Source organism: Sorangium sp. So ce887 (assembly GCF_051521455.1).
GTDB lineage: Bacteria > Myxococcota_A > Polyangia > Polyangiales > Polyangiaceae > Sorangium.
Genome location: NZ_CP150354.1, coordinates 1268609 through 1285173 on the forward strand (window position 1 = coordinate 1268609; position 16565 = coordinate 1285173).

At 70.2% G+C, this 16565-nt stretch carries 15 protein-coding genes; 10 read left to right on the forward strand and 5 right to left on the reverse strand.

What is annotated here, in order from left to right; translation table 11 throughout:
- The first annotated feature begins 34 nt into the window (after window positions 1-34).
- On the forward strand, window positions 35-1225 hold the full coding sequence (locus WMF36_RS04760) for a tetratricopeptide repeat protein (RefSeq protein WP_437578424.1): 1191 nt from the start codon (window positions 35-37) through the stop codon (window positions 1223-1225).
- A 30-nt stretch (window positions 1226-1255) separates the two neighbouring features.
- On the opposite strand, the gene WMF36_RS04765 is transcribed toward WMF36_RS04760, so the two are convergent.
- Complete coding sequence (locus tag WMF36_RS04765) at window positions 1256-2395, reverse strand: vWA domain-containing protein (RefSeq protein WP_437578425.1); 1140 nt, start codon at window positions 2393-2395, stop codon at window positions 1256-1258.
- 439 nt (window positions 2396-2834) lie between these two features.
- On the opposite strand from WMF36_RS04765, the gene WMF36_RS04770 reads away from it, so the two are divergent.
- Complete coding sequence (locus WMF36_RS04770; RefSeq protein ID WP_437578426.1) at window positions 2835-4391, forward strand: hypothetical protein; 1557 nt, start codon at window positions 2835-2837, stop codon at window positions 4389-4391.
- 109 nt (window positions 4392-4500) lie between these two features.
- On the opposite strand, the gene tmk is transcribed toward WMF36_RS04770, so the two are convergent.
- On the reverse strand, window positions 4501-5202 hold the full coding sequence (gene tmk / locus WMF36_RS04775) for a dTMP kinase (RefSeq protein WP_437578427.1): 702 nt from the start codon (window positions 5200-5202) through the stop codon (window positions 4501-4503).
- On the reverse strand, window positions 5203-6093 hold the full coding sequence (gene panC, locus WMF36_RS04780; protein ID WP_437578428.1) for a pantoate--beta-alanine ligase: 891 nt from the start codon (window positions 6091-6093) through the stop codon (window positions 5203-5205).
- 43 nt (window positions 6094-6136) lie between these two features.
- Between panC and ppk1 the strand changes: the two genes are divergently transcribed.
- Complete coding sequence (gene ppk1 / locus WMF36_RS04785) at window positions 6137-8500, forward strand: polyphosphate kinase 1 (protein WP_437578429.1); 2364 nt, start codon at window positions 6137-6139, stop codon at window positions 8498-8500.
- 93 nt (window positions 8501-8593) lie between these two features.
- Here the strand turns inward: ppk1 and WMF36_RS04790 are convergent, their stop codons facing one another.
- Both WMF36_RS04790 and WMF36_RS04795 read right to left on the reverse strand, forming a co-directional pair.
- Window positions 8594-9514, reverse strand: coding sequence for a hypothetical protein (locus tag WMF36_RS04790; protein WP_437578430.1), 921 nt, complete (start codon window positions 9512-9514; stop codon window positions 8594-8596).
- A 13-nt stretch (window positions 9515-9527) separates the two neighbouring features.
- Window positions 9528-10379 (reverse strand): hypothetical protein, encoded by an 852-nt coding sequence (locus WMF36_RS04795; RefSeq protein ID WP_437578431.1) that lies wholly within the window; start codon window positions 10377-10379, stop codon window positions 9528-9530.
- A 381-nt stretch (window positions 10380-10760) separates the two neighbouring features.
- On the opposite strand from WMF36_RS04795, the gene rpsL reads away from it, so the two are divergent.
- The 7 genes from rpsL to WMF36_RS04830 all read left to right on the forward strand — a co-directional run bounded on the left by rpsL (window position 10761) and on the right by WMF36_RS04830 (window position 16563).
- Window positions 10761-11159, forward strand: a complete 399-nt coding sequence (rpsL, locus tag WMF36_RS04800) for a 30S ribosomal protein S12 (RefSeq protein WP_012233473.1) — start codon at window positions 10761-10763, stop codon at window positions 11157-11159.
- Between the two features lie 30 nt (window positions 11160-11189).
- The gene (gene rpsG / locus WMF36_RS04805; protein WP_437486970.1) at window positions 11190-11660 is read left to right on the forward strand and encodes a 30S ribosomal protein S7; all 471 of its coding nucleotides are present in this window, start codon (window positions 11190-11192) and stop codon (window positions 11658-11660) included.
- Window positions 11661-11977: 317 nt separating this feature from the next.
- Window positions 11978-14092 (forward strand): elongation factor G, encoded by a 2115-nt coding sequence (fusA, locus tag WMF36_RS04810; RefSeq protein WP_437578432.1) that lies wholly within the window; start codon window positions 11978-11980, stop codon window positions 14090-14092.
- Window positions 14093-14101: 9 nt separating this feature from the next.
- Window positions 14102-15292: an elongation factor Tu gene (gene tuf, locus WMF36_RS04815; protein ID WP_437578433.1), complete on the forward strand. Its 1191-nt coding sequence runs from the start codon at window positions 14102-14104 to the stop codon at window positions 15290-15292.
- 10 nt (window positions 15293-15302) lie between these two features.
- On the forward strand, window positions 15303-15614 hold the full coding sequence (gene rpsJ, locus WMF36_RS04820; protein ID WP_012233476.1) for a 30S ribosomal protein S10: 312 nt from the start codon (window positions 15303-15305) through the stop codon (window positions 15612-15614).
- A gap of 13 nt (window positions 15615-15627) precedes the next feature.
- Window positions 15628-16251 (forward strand): 50S ribosomal protein L4, encoded by a 624-nt coding sequence (rplD, locus tag WMF36_RS04825; RefSeq protein ID WP_437486973.1) that lies wholly within the window; start codon window positions 15628-15630, stop codon window positions 16249-16251.
- Between the two features lie 15 nt (window positions 16252-16266).
- The gene (locus tag WMF36_RS04830; RefSeq protein WP_020733177.1) at window positions 16267-16563 is read left to right on the forward strand and encodes a 50S ribosomal protein L23; all 297 of its coding nucleotides are present in this window, start codon (window positions 16267-16269) and stop codon (window positions 16561-16563) included.
- Window positions 16564-16565 lie beyond the last annotated feature (2 nt).

Genomic DNA, 16565 nt, shown 5'->3' on the forward strand with positions numbered 1-16565 from the left:
ACAACCTCGAGCGTGGGGCTATTCTTCCCGGGTCATGTCGAGCATCAGCATCCCCCGGCTCGCTCTCCTCACCTTTGCGGTCGTCCTGGTCTTCCTCGTCTTCCTCGGTGGATGCACTTCGGAGGCCACGGCGCCGGCCCGGGCGCGTTCCCCGCAAGCGGCCTCGGCGCGTCCGCCGGTCGAGCTCGCACCGGTCGTCATATCGCCCTACTCGGACGCCGAGCTCGCGGCGGAGTTCGAACGGGCGCGCGCGCTGCTCCTGGCTGACAAGGCGCGCGAGGCGGCGCCTCTGTTCGATCGACTGGTCCGTCTCGCGCCTGACGGCGAGGTCGCGCCGCCGAGCCTGTTCAACGCCGGGCTCGCGCACGAGGCGCTCGGCGACCGCGCGCTCGCGGCCGAGCGCTACCGCGAGGTCGCGCGGCGCTTCCCGGACCACGCGGTCGCGCGCGGCGCCCTCTTCCGGCTCGCGCGCGCGGCGGCCGCCCTCGAGCGGTGGCCCGAGCTCGTCGAGGTCTCGCGCCGCCTGCTCCGCCTCGGCGATCTGAGCGTGTTCGAGGCGATCGAGGTGCGCGGCGCCCTCGCGCTCGGCCTCGTCGAGCAGGATCTCGTGGATGAAGCGGCGCGTCAGGTCGGGCTCGCGCGCGATCTCATCGAGGCGCACCGGCTGGGCGAGTCGGGCAAGCCGCCGATCGAGCTCGCGCAGGTGAGCTTTGCGCTCGGCGAGGTGCGGCGGCGCCGGAGCGAGGCCATCACCTTCGTGCCGGTGCCGGCGAGCTTCGCCGAGGCGCTGGAGCGGCGCTGCCAGGGGCTGCTCGATGCGCAGGGCGCCTACACCGAGGCCATGCGGAGCCTCGACGCCCACTGGTCGGCGATGGCGGGCTACCGCATCGGGCAGCTCTACAAGGAGCTCCACCGTGACGTGATGCGGGTCCCGCCGCCGCCGAGCGCCGACACCCCGCGGAAGAAGCAGCTCTTCGAGGGCGCGATGCGCCTGCGCTACCGCGTGCTCCTGGAGAAGGGGCAGAAGATGCTCGCCGGCACCGTCCGCCTCGGCGATCGCACCGGGGAGTCGTCGGGGTGGATCCTCCGGGCCCGCGACGCGCAGCGCGAGATCGATCTCGCGCTCGCGGACGAGCAGGCGGCGCTCGCGCGGCTCCCGTTCACCGAGGCCGAGCTCCTGGCCGCGCTCGACGCCTTGAAGACGGCGGCGCCGCGGCGGCCGTGAGCCCCGCGCCGACGGCCGGACGCGAGGCGCTCAGTTCAGCGTCGGTTCGCACCCGAAGAGCACGTCGAGCTTCGCCTGCACCTCGCCTTGCACGGTCGAGCAGGAGGCGGGGCAGAGGATGATCTTCTTCGGGAGCAGCTCGTCGTCGTAATACCACCCAGGCCCCCGGCCGCAGTCGGCCTCGTCGTCCGCCTTCGGGATCTCCAGCGCGCTGGAGCTCCCCGCCGCGAACCTGACCGCGACCCGGCTCGTGTCGAGGGTCGCGCCCGCGGGCGGCTCGGGGATGAGGAGCTCGCACGGGAGCGCCGACGCGCGGATCTCGGCCATCTTCGCCGAGAACGCGGCGACGTCCGCGGTGACGTCGAACGCGCGCGCCGTCCCGCCGGCGGCGGCGATCTGGTCCAGGTTGGCCAGGGTCGAGCCTTCCACGGCGATGACGTAGGTCTGAACACCGTTGTAGTTGAGCGCCCGCTGCGCGATCTCCGCGGTGCTCGCGACCGTGTTTCCGGCGCACCCGGACGGATCGCCGTCGGTCGCGAGCACGACGATGACCTTGTGGGACGGGTTCGCGTCCTTGTAGGCGGTCGCGTTTGAGAGCACCCCCTGGAGGGCCGGACGCATGGGCGTCCCGCCGCCCGGCGAGGTGCCCCGGATGGAGCCGGTGATCTCGGGCGTGTGCAGCGGCAGCTCGCCGATGGTGACCGCGAGCTGGTCGTAGGCCGTGTGGTCGCAGTCGTTCATTCCGTTGTTGCCCCGCGGGAAGTAGGTCAGCCCCACGTTCATCCCCGCGGAGGCGGCGTCGTTCACGAAGGTCGAGAGCGCGCTCGTGACGCCGCTCCATTTCGAGCCGAGCATGCTGCCGGAGCGGTCGAGCAAGATGAGCATATCGAGCGGCATCAGCGCGGCCGCTGCGCTCGTCTGTGCGCAGGAGGCCCCCTCGTCGAAGCCGCCCGCGCCGGTCGCGCCGAACCCTCCCGCGCCGAGCGACGCGCCTCCGCCCGTGCTGCTCGCCCCGAAGGCGAAGGCGCCGCCTCCGCCGCTCTCGGCGTCTTCCGGCGGGTTGGCGCGCGCGGGCCTCCTGTCCTCGGTGGCCGCGCAGCCGCCCGATAGAGCGGCCAGCGCGGCGGCGACGAGGAAAGGGGCAAACACGGAATGACGTCGGAAGGACATCTCTGCGCTCCTCTGCAAATGGATGCGACGTGGCTCGCGGCCGCGAGGGCTCCACGCGCGAAGTAGTCTGTCTATCGAGGGGTGGCCGAGCTCCGAGACGATCTCGTCAGCATACTGCATCTCTCGAACGCGGGGCGATAGGGGCTCTCCGGTTTGTGGGCCTTGCTTGTCTCGTGATGTCTTCGCTCTCGTCGCTGTCTTTGCTTTCACGGCTTCTCACGGCTTCTCACGGCTCCTCGCAGCTCTCTTGTCCTCGCCCGCGCCGCCGGCGCTGCGCTCCTCGCCGCCGTCGTTTGTCGTCGTTCGTCGCCCTTCGTCGCCCTTCGTCGTCGCTGACCGTTCCGGGTGCTCGCGCGTCGGAACATCATGTTTCCTTGCGCAGCCGCGAAGGACGCGTAATTCCCACGAGGTGCGTCACGATTGCTGGAAAGAGGCGAACATGACTAGGTGGATTCCCTGGGTAATTGCCGCTGTCGCCCTGACGGATCTTGGCTGTTCGACCGCGACGTCCGCTGGCAGCTCGGGCGCGGCGGGGGGCGGCGGCGGCGCTGCCGGGCCGGATGTCTCGAGCGGTGGGGGCGGCGGCGGGGCCGGCGCTCCGTGCCAGATAGACTGCTCGCTCGTCCCGACCTCGCAGTGCATGACGGCCGTGTGCAACGAGGCGACGCGCGCGTGCGAGCTCGTCCCCAGCGCGGGCGGGGAGCCCTGCGACGACAGGGACGCCTGCACGGTCGGCGAGACGTGCGAGGACGGCGTCTGTCAGGGCGGCGCGCAGGAGGACTGCGGCATCGCGCCGGACGGCTGTCACCTCGTCACGTGCGTCGACGCGGGCGGCGAGCCCCGCTGCGGGGTGGAGCCGAGGGAGAACGGGGCGTCGTGCGCGACGGAAGACCGCTGCGTGCTCAACGCGGCGTGCATGGACGGCGCCTGCGTCGGGACCCAGCGGGATTGCTTCTTCTTCCAAGTACCGGACTCCTGTCATGTCGGCGCGTGCAACCCGGCCACCGGTGCGTGCGAGGCGGTCCCGGGGAACGAGGGGACGCCGTGCGCGGACTCCGGCGACCTGTGCAGGGTCGGCAAGACCTGCCAGAGCGGCCGCTGCGAGGGGGGCGTCCCCAAGGACTGCAGCGCGCTGAGCGTCGGGTGCAACGGTGGTGCCTGTGATCCGGGCTCTGGCAATTGCTATGCTGAGCCGATCGCGCCGGGCGGCGCCTGTCTCTCCGGGACCGACGAGTGCAAACGTGGCGTCTGCGACGAGCACGGCGCCTGTATTTCCATCCCTACCCCCGGGGAATCGTGCTCCTCACAGACGGTCGGCTGCACGCGCGGCGTCTGCAGCGACGCCGGGGTGTGCACGCCGCGCTCGGTCCCCGACGGGGGCGTCTGCGTCGACAGCGACTGGTGCACCGTGGGGGAGTCCTGCCTGGCCGGGGTCTGCCAGGGCGGCGGCGACGCGGCGGCGCCGGCGGTCTACTTCCGGGATACGTTCGAGAGCAACGCGGCCGGGTGGGAGCTCGGTCCGACCTGGCAGATCGGCGCGGCGGCGGCCTCCGTCGGGCAGACCTACGGGCACGCCGATCCGGCGCTCGATCACACGGCGACCCCGGACAACGGGCTGGCCGGCGTGGTCATCGGAGGGAACGCCCCCCCCGGCGTTCACCCGTATTTCTACCTGACGAGCCCTGTCATCAACGCCGATGTCACGGGCGGCGTGTACCTGACGTTCTGGCGCTTCCTGAACAGCGATGAGGCGCCCCACATGACGAACCGGGTCGAGGTCTACGACGGCGTCCGGTGGAAGGTGCTCTTCGAGTCGGGGCCCTACCCCGGCGTCCGCGACTCGGCCTGGACGAAGATGCGCTACGACCTGACCCCCCACAAGAACGCGAGCCTGCGGATCCGCTTCGGCTACGAGGTCGGGCGGGATTCCTTCGTCGACACCGTGTCGAGCTGGAGCATCGACGACGTGGAGATCGCGAACGCGGCCTGTCCGTAGAGCGCGACTCGAGGGCTCGGACGACCGAGGCGCAGAGAGCACGGAGAGACACGGACGCGCCGCGTCCTCCGCAGCTCCTCTCGGAGGTTCGATGAGCCGCCGCCCCGGCTCAACGCTCCACGAACGGCCCGAGCGCGGCGGTGATCGCGCGGGAGACCTCCTCGACCGGGCCACCCCCGTCGATGTGGATGACGCGGTCGCCCGGCACGAGCTCCTCCGCCCGCCGGTACGCCTCCGCGAGCCGCGCCTGCAGCTCGGTCCTCTCGAACAGCTCCTCTGCCCCCCCGCGGCCGCGGCGCCGCTTCTCGGCGATCTCGGGCGCCACGTCGATCACCACCGTGGCGTCGGGCCGCCGCGCGTGGCGGTTAAGTGTTCGGATCCATTCCAGAATTTCCTCTGGATCCCCGCCGTCGGCCGCCGTCGTGGACTGGTAGGCCAGGCTCGACAGGTCGTAGCGATCCGAGATCACGATGTACCCGTCGCGGAGGAGCGGCTCGACCTCGGCGCCGAGGTGATCGAGGCGGTCGGCCGAGAAGAGGAGCGCCATCACCTCGGCCTGGCGGGCGCTGGGCAGCGAGATCCGGCGGGTCAGCACCTGCCGGAGCAGCGCGCCCACCGGCCCGGCGCTCGGCTCGCGGGTGACGTGGACGAGGCGCCGCGCGGCCCTGAGGTGCGCCGCGTAGCGCTCGGCCTGCGTGCTCGTGCCGGCGCCGTCGATGCCCTCGAAGACGATGAAGACGCCGCGGCCGGTCTCTCCGGCCGGGCGCGGGGAGGGCGCGGGGCCCTCCTGCTCGGAGCTCCTCTTCACCATCTAGCTGGCCTCCTCGCCCGCTACCGCGACGGGCGGCGCGTCCTCCCCGAGGACGACGTTGTCGATGAGGCGCGCCGTCCCGAGGCGGATGGCGACCGCGAGCAGGGCCCGGTCGCCGATCGCCGCTTCCTCGCTCCAGATCGTCAGCGACTCCGGGTCGGCGAGGTCCACGTAGTCGACGCTCGTCGCGACGGCCGCGAGGCGCGCGCGCGCGGGTCCGAGGAGCGCGGCGGGGCGCCGCTCGCCGCGGGCGAAGGCGCGGCACGCCTCGGCGAGGGCGAGCGGGATGGCGCGCGCCGCGCTCCGCTGCTCGGGCGACAGGTAGGCGTTCCGCGACGACATGGCGAGACCATCGGGCTCGCGCACCGTCGTCGCCCCGACGACCTCGACCGGCAAGAACAGATCGGCGACGACCCGCCGGATCACCTGGAGCTGCTGGTAGTCCTTCCGGCCGAAGACGGCGACGCACGGGCCGGCGAGCGCGAGCAGCTTCGTGACCACGGTGGCGACGCCCTCGAAGTGCACGGGCCGGTGGACGCCGCAGAGCGGGGCCGCGGTCGCGCCGACGCGCACGCGCGTCTCCTCGCCGGGCGGGTACATCGCCGCGGCCTCCGGCGCGAACATGCCCGAGGCGCCGGCCTCGGCGCAGGCGGCGCGGTCGCGCTCGAGCGGCCGCGGGTAGCGCGCGAGATCCTCGCCGGCGCCGAACTGCGTCGGATTGACGAAGAGGGTCACCGCCACGAAGTCCGCTCTCCGCCGCGCCTCCGCGATCAACGCGAGGTGGCCTGCGTGGAGCGCGCCCATCGTCGGAACGAGGCCGACGCGGCGTCCCGCCGCGCGCGCTCGCTCGCAGGCGTGCCTCAGCTCGCCCGGATGTCGCCAGAATTCCATAGGCGGACCCTATCAGACCTGGGCTAAAATCGGAGCTTCGACCATGGTTGACCTTCCCTCCTCCACGGATACCACCCTCGCCTCCGGCTCCGGCGGCGACACGGATGCTGACCAGACCGACAGGCCCGGAGCGGGCTCCAGCGACCCGACCGGAGCGAGGTCTGGAGGGAGCGCCGCCCCGGCGAGCGGTCCGGTGTCGATCCCTGTCCCCTCGGGGCCGATCCCGATCGAGGGCGACCCGGCGCACTACCTGAACCGGGAGCTCTCGTGGCTCGAGTTCAACGCGCGGGTGCTGGCGGAGGCGAGATCGCACGAGGTGCCGCTGTTCGAGCGCCTCAAGTTCCTGAGCATCTTCTTCGCCAACCTCGACGAGTTCTTCATGGTGCGCGTCGCCGGCCTCCAGGCGCAGACGCAGCGCACGATCGCGGAGGTCCCGCCGGACGGGCTCACGGCCCACGAGCAGCTCGTGGCGATCGGCGCGCGGGTCCACGCGCTCGTCGACGACGCCTACCAGCTGTGGAACTCGGACCTGATCCCGGCGCTCCGGCGCGCCGGCATCGTGATCGTCCGGCCGGACGAGCTCGGCCCGACCGAGCTCAGCGCGCTCGACGATCGGTTCCGCACGGACATCTTCCCGATCCTCACGCCCATCGCGATCGATCCGGGGCACCCGTTCCCGCACCTGCGCAACAAGATGATCAACCTCGGGATCATGTTCTCCCGAGAGCATGAAGCGCAGGAGCCCGGCTTCGCGGTCATCCAGGTGCCGCCGATGCTGAGCCGGCTGATGAAGGTCCGCCTGGAGGGCGCGACGCGCGCCTTCGTCCTGCTCGAGGACGTGATCGCCCGGCACGTGAAGGACTTCTTCCCCTCGGGCAGGCTGCGCGGGACGTACGCCTTCCGCGTCACCCGGAACTGGGACCTCGAGATCGACGAGGAGGAGGGCGAGGACCTCCTGGAGACGATCCAGGCCGAGCTCCGCCGGCGCGATCGCGGCAACGCCGTGCGCCTGGAGATCGGCATCGGCGAGGGCGCCGGCACCTCGGTCCAGCGGCTCTGCCGCGCCCTCAAGGTCGACGCGTCGCTCGCCGTCTACAGGGTGCCGGGGCCGCTCCACATCGCCGACCTCATGGGCATCGTCGCGGACGACGAGCGCCGTGAGTACCGCGACGAGCCGTTCTCGCCGCAGGTCCCGCCGGTCTTCCGGGACGTCGAGGACATCTTCGCCGTCATCCGGGAGCAGGACGTGCTCCTGCACCATCCGTACGAGTCGTTCGATCCGATCGCCGAGTTCGTCTCCCGCGCGGCGGATGATCCGAACGTCCTCGCGATCAAGCAGACGCTCTACCGGACCGGCGGCGACTCGCCGATCCTGAAGGCGCTCGCCCGCGCGGCCGAGAGCGGCAAGCAGGTGACGGCCATCGTCGAGCTGAAGGCGCGCTTCGACGAGGCGAGCAACATCCAGTGGGCGAGGATGCTCGAGCAGAGCGGCGTGCAGGTGATCTACGGCCTGCTCGGGCTGAAGACGCACGCGAAGGCGCTGCTCGTCGTGCGGCGCGAGAAGGACAAGCTGCGCCGCTACGTGCACCTCTCGACGGGCAACTACAACCCGCAGACGGCGCGGCTCTACACCGACATCGGCCTGTTCACGGCGAACCGGGAGATCGGCGAGGACATGACGTCGCTCTTCAACCTCCTGACGGGCTACAGCGCGCCGCCCAAGTGGAACCGCCTCCTCGTGGCGCCGCTCGGCCTGCACGCGGCGGTGCTGGGCCTCATCGCGCGCGAGACGGCGCACGCGCGGGCCGGGCGCAAGGCGGAGATCGTGGCGCAGATGAATGCGCTCGTGGACGTCGACGTCATCGACGCGCTCTACGCGGCGTCGCAGGCCGGGGTCGACATCAAGCTCGCGGTGCGCGGCATCTGCTGCCTCCGGCCTGGGATCCCTGGGCTCTCGGAGCGGATCCAGGTGCGCGCGATCATCGATCGCTTCCTCGAGCACAAGCGCCTGTTCCGGTTCGCGAACGGCGGCAATGAGGAGATCTACATGTCGAGCGCCGACTGGATGCCGCGCAACTTCCATCGCCGCGTCGAGCTGATGGTCCCGATCATCGAGCCTGCCATCCGCGCGCGCGTGGAGGACATGCTGAGCACCGCGACCTCCGACACGGCGAAGACCTGGGAGCTCGCGAGCGACGGCAGCTACCACAAGCTCCAGGTGCCCTCCGGCACCCCCGCGCTGCGGTCGCAGCAGCGCTTCATCGAGATCGCGCGCGAGCGGGTGAAGCTCAGCGATCCGCTGGCGCGCGGCGGCGGGCGTTTCCACATCCTCCGCATGCCTGTGAACGCGTCGGACGGAGAGTCGCGGCACCGCAAGGGCGGCAAGAAGAAGAAGGGCCTCTCCTGAGCGACGGGCGCCCTGGCGGCCTCGAGCGCGGGCAGGCGGTGAAGCGGGCGAGGGGAGCAGCTCGGGGCGCCGGGAGCGGGCGAGGGGGCGCTATCAGAACCGCGTCTGCAGCGCGGCGGACCCGGGGCCGAGCGAGAGCGTCGTCTGGGCGGGCGCCTCGGGGGCATCGGCGGTGGCCGGCACCTTCTTGCCGCCGATGATCCAGAGCGGGATGCCCACGGCGAGCATGATGCCGCCTCCGATCGAGACGAGCGCGCCGGCGACCTGACGGGGGCCGTCGGTGCGCGTGTCGCAGATGCCGGTGTAGCCCCCGAAATCGCAATAGATCTCGTAGCGCTCGCTCGCCGAGGCGAGCAGGCCGGTCCCGGCGAAGAACGCGATCGTGCCGCCGGCGGTGAGCGCGATGCCGCCCAGCATCAGGCTCGGGCTCTTTCGACGCAGCGGAGCCGGGGGCGGCGCAGGCGGGATCTCCGCCGCGCGCGACGGATAGCCCGGCGGCAGCGGAGGGTAGGCACCGCCATAGGGAGCGTAGCCGCCCTGGTAGCCGGGGGGCGGGTAGCCCGGCGGCGGGTAGCCAGGCGATGCTCCCGGCGCGGCCTGAGGGCCCCCCTGCGGCGGCGCGGCGCCCGGAGCCGCGGGGTAGGGCGCCGCGGGGTGGGGCGCCGCGGGGTAGGGCGCCGCGGGGTAGGGCGGCCCGGCGGGAGCTGGCGGAACGGCCTGTGGCGTCGCGGCGCCAGGCGGCGCGGGGGGAGCGCTGCCGGGCTGCGGCGCCGTGGCCGGCGGCGCCGCAGCCGGCGGAGCCGCGGCCGCGCCGGGCTGCCGCGGAGTCGCCCCAGGCTGCGCCGGCGATGCCGCAGGGGGTTGTCGTTGCGGCGCCGGTTGCGCGACCGCCGTCGTCGCGGCGAGGAGGCCGGACAGCGCGACGCCGAGCGGCAGGGCGAACGTCCGCCCGCAGGAGAGCGGCGAGCGGCGCGGCGTTCGGGCGGCGTCGGGCAAGGCATTCAAGCGAAGCATCTCGGACGTCCTTTCATCGCGGCGTTTTTGACCCTTCGAGGGGAGCCTCGGCGGGCCGTGGCGCCGCGGCCGGCGGCGTTGTCCCCGCTGGCGGCGTCGCCGCGGCCGGCGGCGTCGCACCCGCTGGCGGCGTTGTCCCCGCTGGCGGCGTTGTCCCCGCTGGCGGCGTCGCACTGCTCGGCGTCGCGCCGGTCGGCGTCGCACTGCTCGGCGTCGCGCCGGTCGGCGTCGCACCGGTTGGCGGCGTCGCACCGGTCGGCGTCGCACCGCTCGGCACGGCGGCCGGCTTCGTCGCGCCTGCTCGCTTCTTCGGCGTTGCTGCTGCCGCGGACGCGGCGCCGGTCGCTGCTCCCTGCGGGCCGGCGCTGGCCGCTGCGTGCTGCGAGGCCGCGGCGCTCGCCGGCGCCCCTGCGGCCGCCTCGGCCGTGACGATGGTCGGCGGCGACGAGTCGACGGGAGGTCGCGCCGGCAGCTCGCCCGCTTCGGTCGGCGCAGCGGGGGCCGCGCTGGAGGGCTCCGGCGCCTCGCGCTCCTGCGGCGTCCGAGCCGTGCTCACGGGCTCCTCCCTGGCGCGCTCCGGCGCGCGGGGCGACTGCGCGGCGAACACGATCACCGCGGCGAGCGCCACGAGGCCCAGGAAGACCAGGAGCACGCGATCTCTCCCCGCCTTCGTGCGCGTGCCTCCGCCGCGCGCTCGCGCCGGTTGCTCGCCCTTCGCAGCGGCGCCGCCGCGCGCTGTCGCGCGGAGCGCGTCGTCCCCCTGGCGGCTCGTCGTGCGATCGAGGCGCGCCGCGGCCGGCCCTCTCTCCGTCGCGTTGTCGCCCGGGTCGCTTCGCGACGAGGGCCCCACGACCCTCGTGTCCAAGCGGGACGCAGCCCCCGACGCGGCGCCGCTCTGAGGCGCCTTCCGCCGGCTTTCTCTACGCTGAGAGCGTGAAAGCTTCTTCGCCACGCAGCGACCGTACCGAACCGCCGCCGGGCCGCCAAGAGCCGCCGGCGCGTGTCAGCGTCCGCCTCGTGCCGCGCGCGGGCGCGACGCGCAGCCCCACGAGCGCCCTGGAGCGCCGTCGGCGCGCGTCAGCCACCGCTCCGGCGATGCGCTCCGCGACGCGCCCGACCCCCGCGCGCAGCGCCGAAGACCCGGGCGCGGACGCATCCAGCACGAACGGGTCTCGTACCGCTTGACATGGTTTGGCTCCTGGGTATCCTGCGCGTCCCCATCCCTCAGGTGGAAATCCGCGTCCCTATGCCGACCATCAGCCAGCTCATTCGCCAAGGCCGCGAGGCCGCCCGCTACAAGACGGCCTCTCCTGCGCTCAAGTCCTGCCCGCAGCGCCGAGGTGTGTGCGTACGTGTTTATACCACGACGCCGAAGAAGCCCAACTCGGCGCTCCGCAAGGTCTGCCGCGTCAGGCTGAGCAACCAGATGGAAGTGACGAGCTACATCCCGGGCGAAGGCCACAACCTGCAGGAACACTCGGTCGTCCTCATCCGTGGCGGCCGTGTAAAGGACCTGCCGGGCGTGCGCTACCACGTCGTCCGCGGCACGCTCGACGCGTCCGGTGCCGCCGGGCCGAGCTCCACCAACAAGGCAACCCGCAACCGCAAGCGCTCGAAGTACGGCGTGAAGCGCCCGAAGGCCTGATCTGGCGAAAGCCGAGCAGAGGAACGAAGAATGCCCCGTCGTCGCGAAGTCCCGAAGCGGAAGATCATTCCGGACCCGAAGTACAAGGACAAGCTCGTCGCCAAGTTCACGAACTCCCTGATGCAGTCGGGCAAGAAGGCGACAGCCGAGGGGATCCTCTACGGCGCGTTCGACATCGTGCGCGAGCGCTTCAAGGAGGAGCCGATCGACGTCTTCCGCAAGGCGCTCGACAACGTGAAGCCGAAGCTCGAGGTGAAGAGCCGGCGCGTCGGCGGCGCGACCTACCAGGTCCCCGTCGAGGTCCGCCCGGAGCGCCGCGTCGCGCTGGCGATGCGGTGGCTCGTGACCTACTCCCGCGGGCGTGGCGAGAAGACGATGCGCGAGCGGCTCGCCGCCGAGCTCGTCGACGCAGCGCAGAACCGCGGCAACGCGGTCAAGAAGCGCGACGACACGCACAAGATGGCGGAGGCCAACAAGGCGTTCGCCCACTACCGGTGGTAGGTCCGCGAGGCGGCCAGCGCAGATCCAGGGTCTGCGCTGGTTCGTCCATTTCACGTATGTCACGTCGCATTTCCAGGCGAGGAGACGCGTAGAGCGAGATGGCACAGTCGACATAAGGATCGGGTTACAGAGCCGGTCTTCTCGAGGGAGCGCGACAGCGCTCGCCTTGGCGAGACCTATAAAAGCTGCTGCTGTACCCCGACACCCTCTCCAGGTTCAAGTGCCCGCCACAATGGCGGTGGGCCGGGCTGGAGAGGGTGTTTTGCATCCTGAGTCCTAACCCCTCACCCCACGCATCACACGACGGAGAAGGAAAAGTGGCACGCGAGTACAGCCTGGAACGGACGCGCAACATCGGGATCATGGCCCACATCGATGCGGGCAAGACCACGGTCACCGAGCGCATCCTCTATTACTCGGGTGTCAACTACAAGATCGGCGAGGTCCACGAGGGCGCCGCCACGATGGACTGGATGGTTCAGGAGCAGGAGCGCGGCATCACCATCACGTCCGCCGCGACGAACTGTTTCTGGACGCCGGAGCAGGGATCTCAGAAGGGCGTCCCTCACCGGATCAACATCATCGACACTCCCGGTCACGTCGACTTCACCATCGAGGTCGAGCGGAGCCTGCGGGTGCTCGACGGCGCGGTCGCGGTGTTCGACGGCGGCAACGGCGTCGAGCCGCAGAGCGAGACGGTGTGGCGGCAGGCGGACAAGTACGAGGTCCCGCGCATCGCGTTCATCAACAAGATGGACAAGGTCGGCGCAGACTTCGACATGTGCGTCGACTCCATCCGGGAGCGCCTCGGCGCGAATCCGGTGGCGATCCACTACCCGCTCGGCTCCGAGGACTCGTTCCGCGGCGTCATCGACCTCGTGACCCTCCGGGCCGCCGTCTTCGACGACGAGACGAAGGGCCAGCAGTACGAGTGGAAAGACATCCCGGGCGATCTCCTGCCGCGGTGCAAGGAGCTCCGGGAGAGGCTCATCGAGGCGTGCGCCGACTCGAGCGACAAGGTGATGGAGAAGTTCATCGCCGGCGAGCTCGACAAGGTCACCGAGGAGGAGATCCACGCGGCGATCCGCGCGGGCACCCTCGGCTTCAAGATCGTCCCCGTCCTGTGCGGCTCGGCCTTCAAGAACAAGGGGGTCCAGCTCCTGCTCGACAGCGTGGTGAACTACCTGCCTTCGCCGGTCGACATCCCGGCCGTCGAGGGGACGCTGCCCGACAAGAAGGACAAGACCGTCCTGCGCAAGGCGAGCGACGACGAGCCGTTCGCGGCCCTGGCGTTCAAGGTCATGAACGACCAGTTCGGCAACCTCACCTTCTTCCGTGTCTACTCCGGCACGACGAAGAGCGGTGTCAGCGTGCTCAACTCGACCCGCGGCAAGCGGGAGCGGTTCGGGCGCATCCTCCGGATGCACGCGAACAAGCGCGAGGAGATCGACGTCTGCTACGCGGGTAACATCTACGCCGCCGTCGGGCTCCGCGACACCCGCACCGGGGACACGCTCTGCGACGAGAAGCAGCCGCTCGTCCTGGAGCGGATGGAGTTCCCCGACCCCGTGATCTCGATCGCCATCGAGCCGAAGACCAAGGTCGATCTCGACAAGCTCGGGCTCAGCCTGCAGAAGCTCGCCTACGAGGATCCCTCGTTCCGCACCTTCACGAACGAGGACACCGGGCAGACGATCATCGCCGGGATGGGCGAGCTCCACCTCGAGATCATCGTCGACCGCCTGAAGCGCGAGTTCAAGGTCGACGCCAACGTCGGCAAGCCCGAGGTCGCCTACCGCGAGACCATCTCGAAGAAGGCGACCGACGTCGAGGGGCGCTTCATCCGGCAGTCGGGCGGGCACGGCCAGTTCGGTCACGTCCGGATCGACATCGAGCCGGCCGAGCGTGGCGCGGGCTTCGTGTTCGAGAACGACATCGTCGGCGGCATCATCCCGAAGGAGTTCATCCCCTCGATCGAGAAGGGCATCCGGGACGCGATGGGCCGCGGCGTGCTCGCGGGCTACCCGGTCGTCGACATCAAGGTGCGGCTCCACTTCGGCAGCTACCACGAGGTCGACTCCTCGGGCCCCGCGTTCGAGGTCGCCGCGTCGATGGCCTTCCAGGAGGGCGCCAAGAGGGCGGGCCTCGTGCTCCTCGAGCCGATGATGTCCGTCGAGGTCGTGTCTCCCGAGAATTACCTCGGGGACGTCATCGGAGATCTCAACTCGCGACGTGGCCGCATCCTCGATATGGGGCAACGCGCGAACACCCGGGTGATCCGCGCGGAGGTCCCGCTCGCCACAATGTTCGGTTACGCGACCGACGTCCGTTCAAAGACGCAGGGCCGCGCGACTCATTCGATGCAGTTTTCCCATTACGCACCGGTTCCAGCCGCGATCCAGGAAGAGATCGTCGCCAAGCAGCGAGGTTAAAGAGACGCCATGGCCAAGGAGAAGTTCGCTCGTACGAAGCCGCACGTGAACGTGGGCACCATCGGTCACATCGACCACGGCAAGACCACGCTCACGGCCGCGCTCGTGAAGGTGCAGTCGAAGCGCAACCTGGCGAAGGCGATCTCGTACGCCGACATCGCGAAGGGCGGGACGGTCCGTGACGACACCAAGACGGTGACCATCGCGGCGGCGCACGTCGAGTACGAGTCGGTGAATCGCCACTACGCGCACGTCGACTGCCCCGGACACGCCGACTACATCAAGAACATGATCACCGGCGCGGCGCAGATGGACGGGGCGATCCTCGTCGTGTCGGCGCTCGACAGCGTGATGCCGCAGACGCGCGAGCACGTGCTGCTCGCCCGACAGGTCGGCCTGAACCACATCGTCGTGTTCCTCAACAAGTGCGACGCCGTGGACGACCCGGAGATGCTGGACCTGGTCGAGATGGAGGTCCGCGAGCTCCTGTCGAAGTACAAGTTCGACGGCGACAACGCGCCGGTCATCCGGGGCGCGTCGCTGCCGGCGCTGCAGGGCGACCCCAAGTGGGAGGAGACGATCCAGCAGCTGCTCGGCGCGCTGGACAGCTACATCCCCGAGCCGGTGCGCGACATCGACAAGCCGTTCCTGATGGCGATCGAGGACGTGTTCTCGATCAAGGGCCGCGGCACCGTGGCCACGGGCCGCATCGAGCGCGGCATCATCAAGGTCGGCGACGAGGTGCAGATCATCGGCTTCAAGGACACGAAGAAGTCGATCGTCACCGGCGTCGAGATGTTCCGGAAGCTGCTCGACCAGGGGCAGGCGGGCGACAACGTCGGATGTCTGCTCCGCGGCGTGGAGAAGGAAGAGATCGAGCGCGGCCAGGTGCTCGCGAAGCCCGGGTCGATCACGCCGCACACGAAGTTCACCGGTGAGGTGTACGTCCTCAAGAAGGAGGAGGGCGGGCGCCACACGCCGTTCTTCACCAACTACCGGCCGCAGTTCTACATCCGGACGACGGACGTGACCGGCACGGTGAACCTCCCCGAGGGGGTGAAGATGGTGATGCCGGGCGACAACATCACGATGACGATCGAGCTCATCGCCCCGGTCGCGCTGGAGGAGCAGATGCGCTTCGCCATCCGCGAGGGCGGCAAGACGGTGGGCGCCGGCGTCGTCACCAAGATCCTCGCGTAGGAAGAGCACCATGGCTGATACAACGAAGATCCGGATTCGCCTCAAGGCGTTCGACCACCAGCTGCTCGACAAGTCGACGAGCGATATCGTCGAGACGGCGAAGCGGACCGGCGCGCACGTCGCGGGACCCATCCCGCTGCCCACCGAGATCCGCCGCTACACGGTGCTCCGGGGGCCCCACGTCGATAAGAAGTCGCGCGAGCAGTTCGAGATCCGGACTCACAAGCGGCTTCTCGACATCATCGAGCCGACTCAACAGACCCTCGACGCGCTGATGAAGCTCGACCTTTCGGCCGGCGTCGACGTCGAGATCAAGAGCTAGGAGTCCAGGTACCATGAAGGTTACCGTCTACAACCTCAAGCGGGAGCAGGTCGGCGAGCTCGACCTCTCGGACGAGGTCTTCGGGACCGAGGTGAAAGAGCACCTCTTCTACGAGGTCGTGAAGGCGCAGCTCGCCTCCCGTCGCTCGGGCACCAAGGCCACCAAGGAGCGGAGCGCGGTCTCCGGCTCCTCGAAGAAGCTCTATCGCCAGAAGGGCACCGGTCGCGCTCGCCAGGGCTCGATCCGCGCGCCGCACCACGCGGGCGGCGGTATGGCGCACGCCCTGGAGCCGAAGGACTGGTCGTATCGTCCGCCCCGCAAGGTGCGGATCGGCGCCCTGAAGAGCGCGCTCTCCCTCTTCGCGAAGGAGGGTCGGCTCATCGTGCTCGACAGCCTGGAGGTCCCCGAGATCAAGACCCAGGCGATCGCTGCCACGCTCTTGACGCTGCAAGCGGATCGCAAGTCGCTGGTCGTCGACACGGCCGGGAACGACAAGCTGGTGAAGAGCCTCCGCAACCTGGAGAATCACCAGTATCTGCCGCCGGAGGGGGTCAACGTTTACGACCTCCTCAGGCACGACCACCTCATCGTCTCGAGGGACGCCGCCAAGGCGCTCGAGGCGCGTTGCCTTCGCTAGTCAGGGGAGTCCGCCATGCAGCCCGAGCAGATCATCCGCCGGCCGATCATCCTCACGGAGAAGTCGAGCCGGCTCCGCGACCAAGGCAACAAGGTCATCTTTGAGGTCCGCCGCGAGGCGAACAAGATCCAGATCAAGGACGCTATCCAGACGCTCTTCAAGGTGGGCGTGGTGGACGTCAACACCATGATCATGCGCGGCAAGGAAAAGCGCATGGGGCGCGGCTACGCGAAGCTGCGCAATTGGAAGAAGGCGATCGTCACCCTCAAGGAAGGCGACGAGATCCAGTTCTTCGACGAGAAGGCGGAATAGCC

Coding starts and splice junctions, on each gene's coding strand:
- WMF36_RS04760 (WP_437578424.1), top strand. CDS start 35: ATGTCGAGCATCAGCATCCCCCGGCTCGCTCTCCTCACCTTTGCGGTC.
- WMF36_RS04765 (WP_437578425.1), bottom strand. CDS start 2,395: ATGTCCTTCCGACGTCATTCCGTGTTTGCCCCTTTCCTCGTCGCCGCC.
- WMF36_RS04770 (WP_437578426.1), top strand. CDS start 2,835: ATGACTAGGTGGATTCCCTGGGTAATTGCCGCTGTCGCCCTGACGGAT.
- tmk (WP_437578427.1), bottom strand. CDS start 5,202: ATGGTGAAGAGGAGCTCCGAGCAGGAGGGCCCCGCGCCCTCCCCGCGC.
- panC (WP_437578428.1), bottom strand. CDS start 6,093: ATGGAATTCTGGCGACATCCGGGCGAGCTGAGGCACGCCTGCGAGCGA.
- ppk1 (WP_437578429.1), top strand. CDS start 6,137: ATGGTTGACCTTCCCTCCTCCACGGATACCACCCTCGCCTCCGGCTCC.
- WMF36_RS04790 (WP_437578430.1), bottom strand. CDS start 9,514: ATGCTTCGCTTGAATGCCTTGCCCGACGCCGCCCGAACGCCGCGCCGC.
- rpsL (WP_012233473.1), top strand. CDS start 10,761: ATGCCGACCATCAGCCAGCTCATTCGCCAAGGCCGCGAGGCCGCCCGC.
- rpsG (WP_437486970.1), top strand. CDS start 11,190: ATGCCCCGTCGTCGCGAAGTCCCGAAGCGGAAGATCATTCCGGACCCG.
- tuf (WP_437578433.1), top strand. CDS start 14,102: ATGGCCAAGGAGAAGTTCGCTCGTACGAAGCCGCACGTGAACGTGGGC.
- rpsJ (WP_012233476.1), top strand. CDS start 15,303: ATGGCTGATACAACGAAGATCCGGATTCGCCTCAAGGCGTTCGACCAC.
- rplD (WP_437486973.1), top strand. CDS start 15,628: ATGAAGGTTACCGTCTACAACCTCAAGCGGGAGCAGGTCGGCGAGCTC.
- WMF36_RS04830 (WP_020733177.1), top strand. CDS start 16,267: ATGCAGCCCGAGCAGATCATCCGCCGGCCGATCATCCTCACGGAGAAG.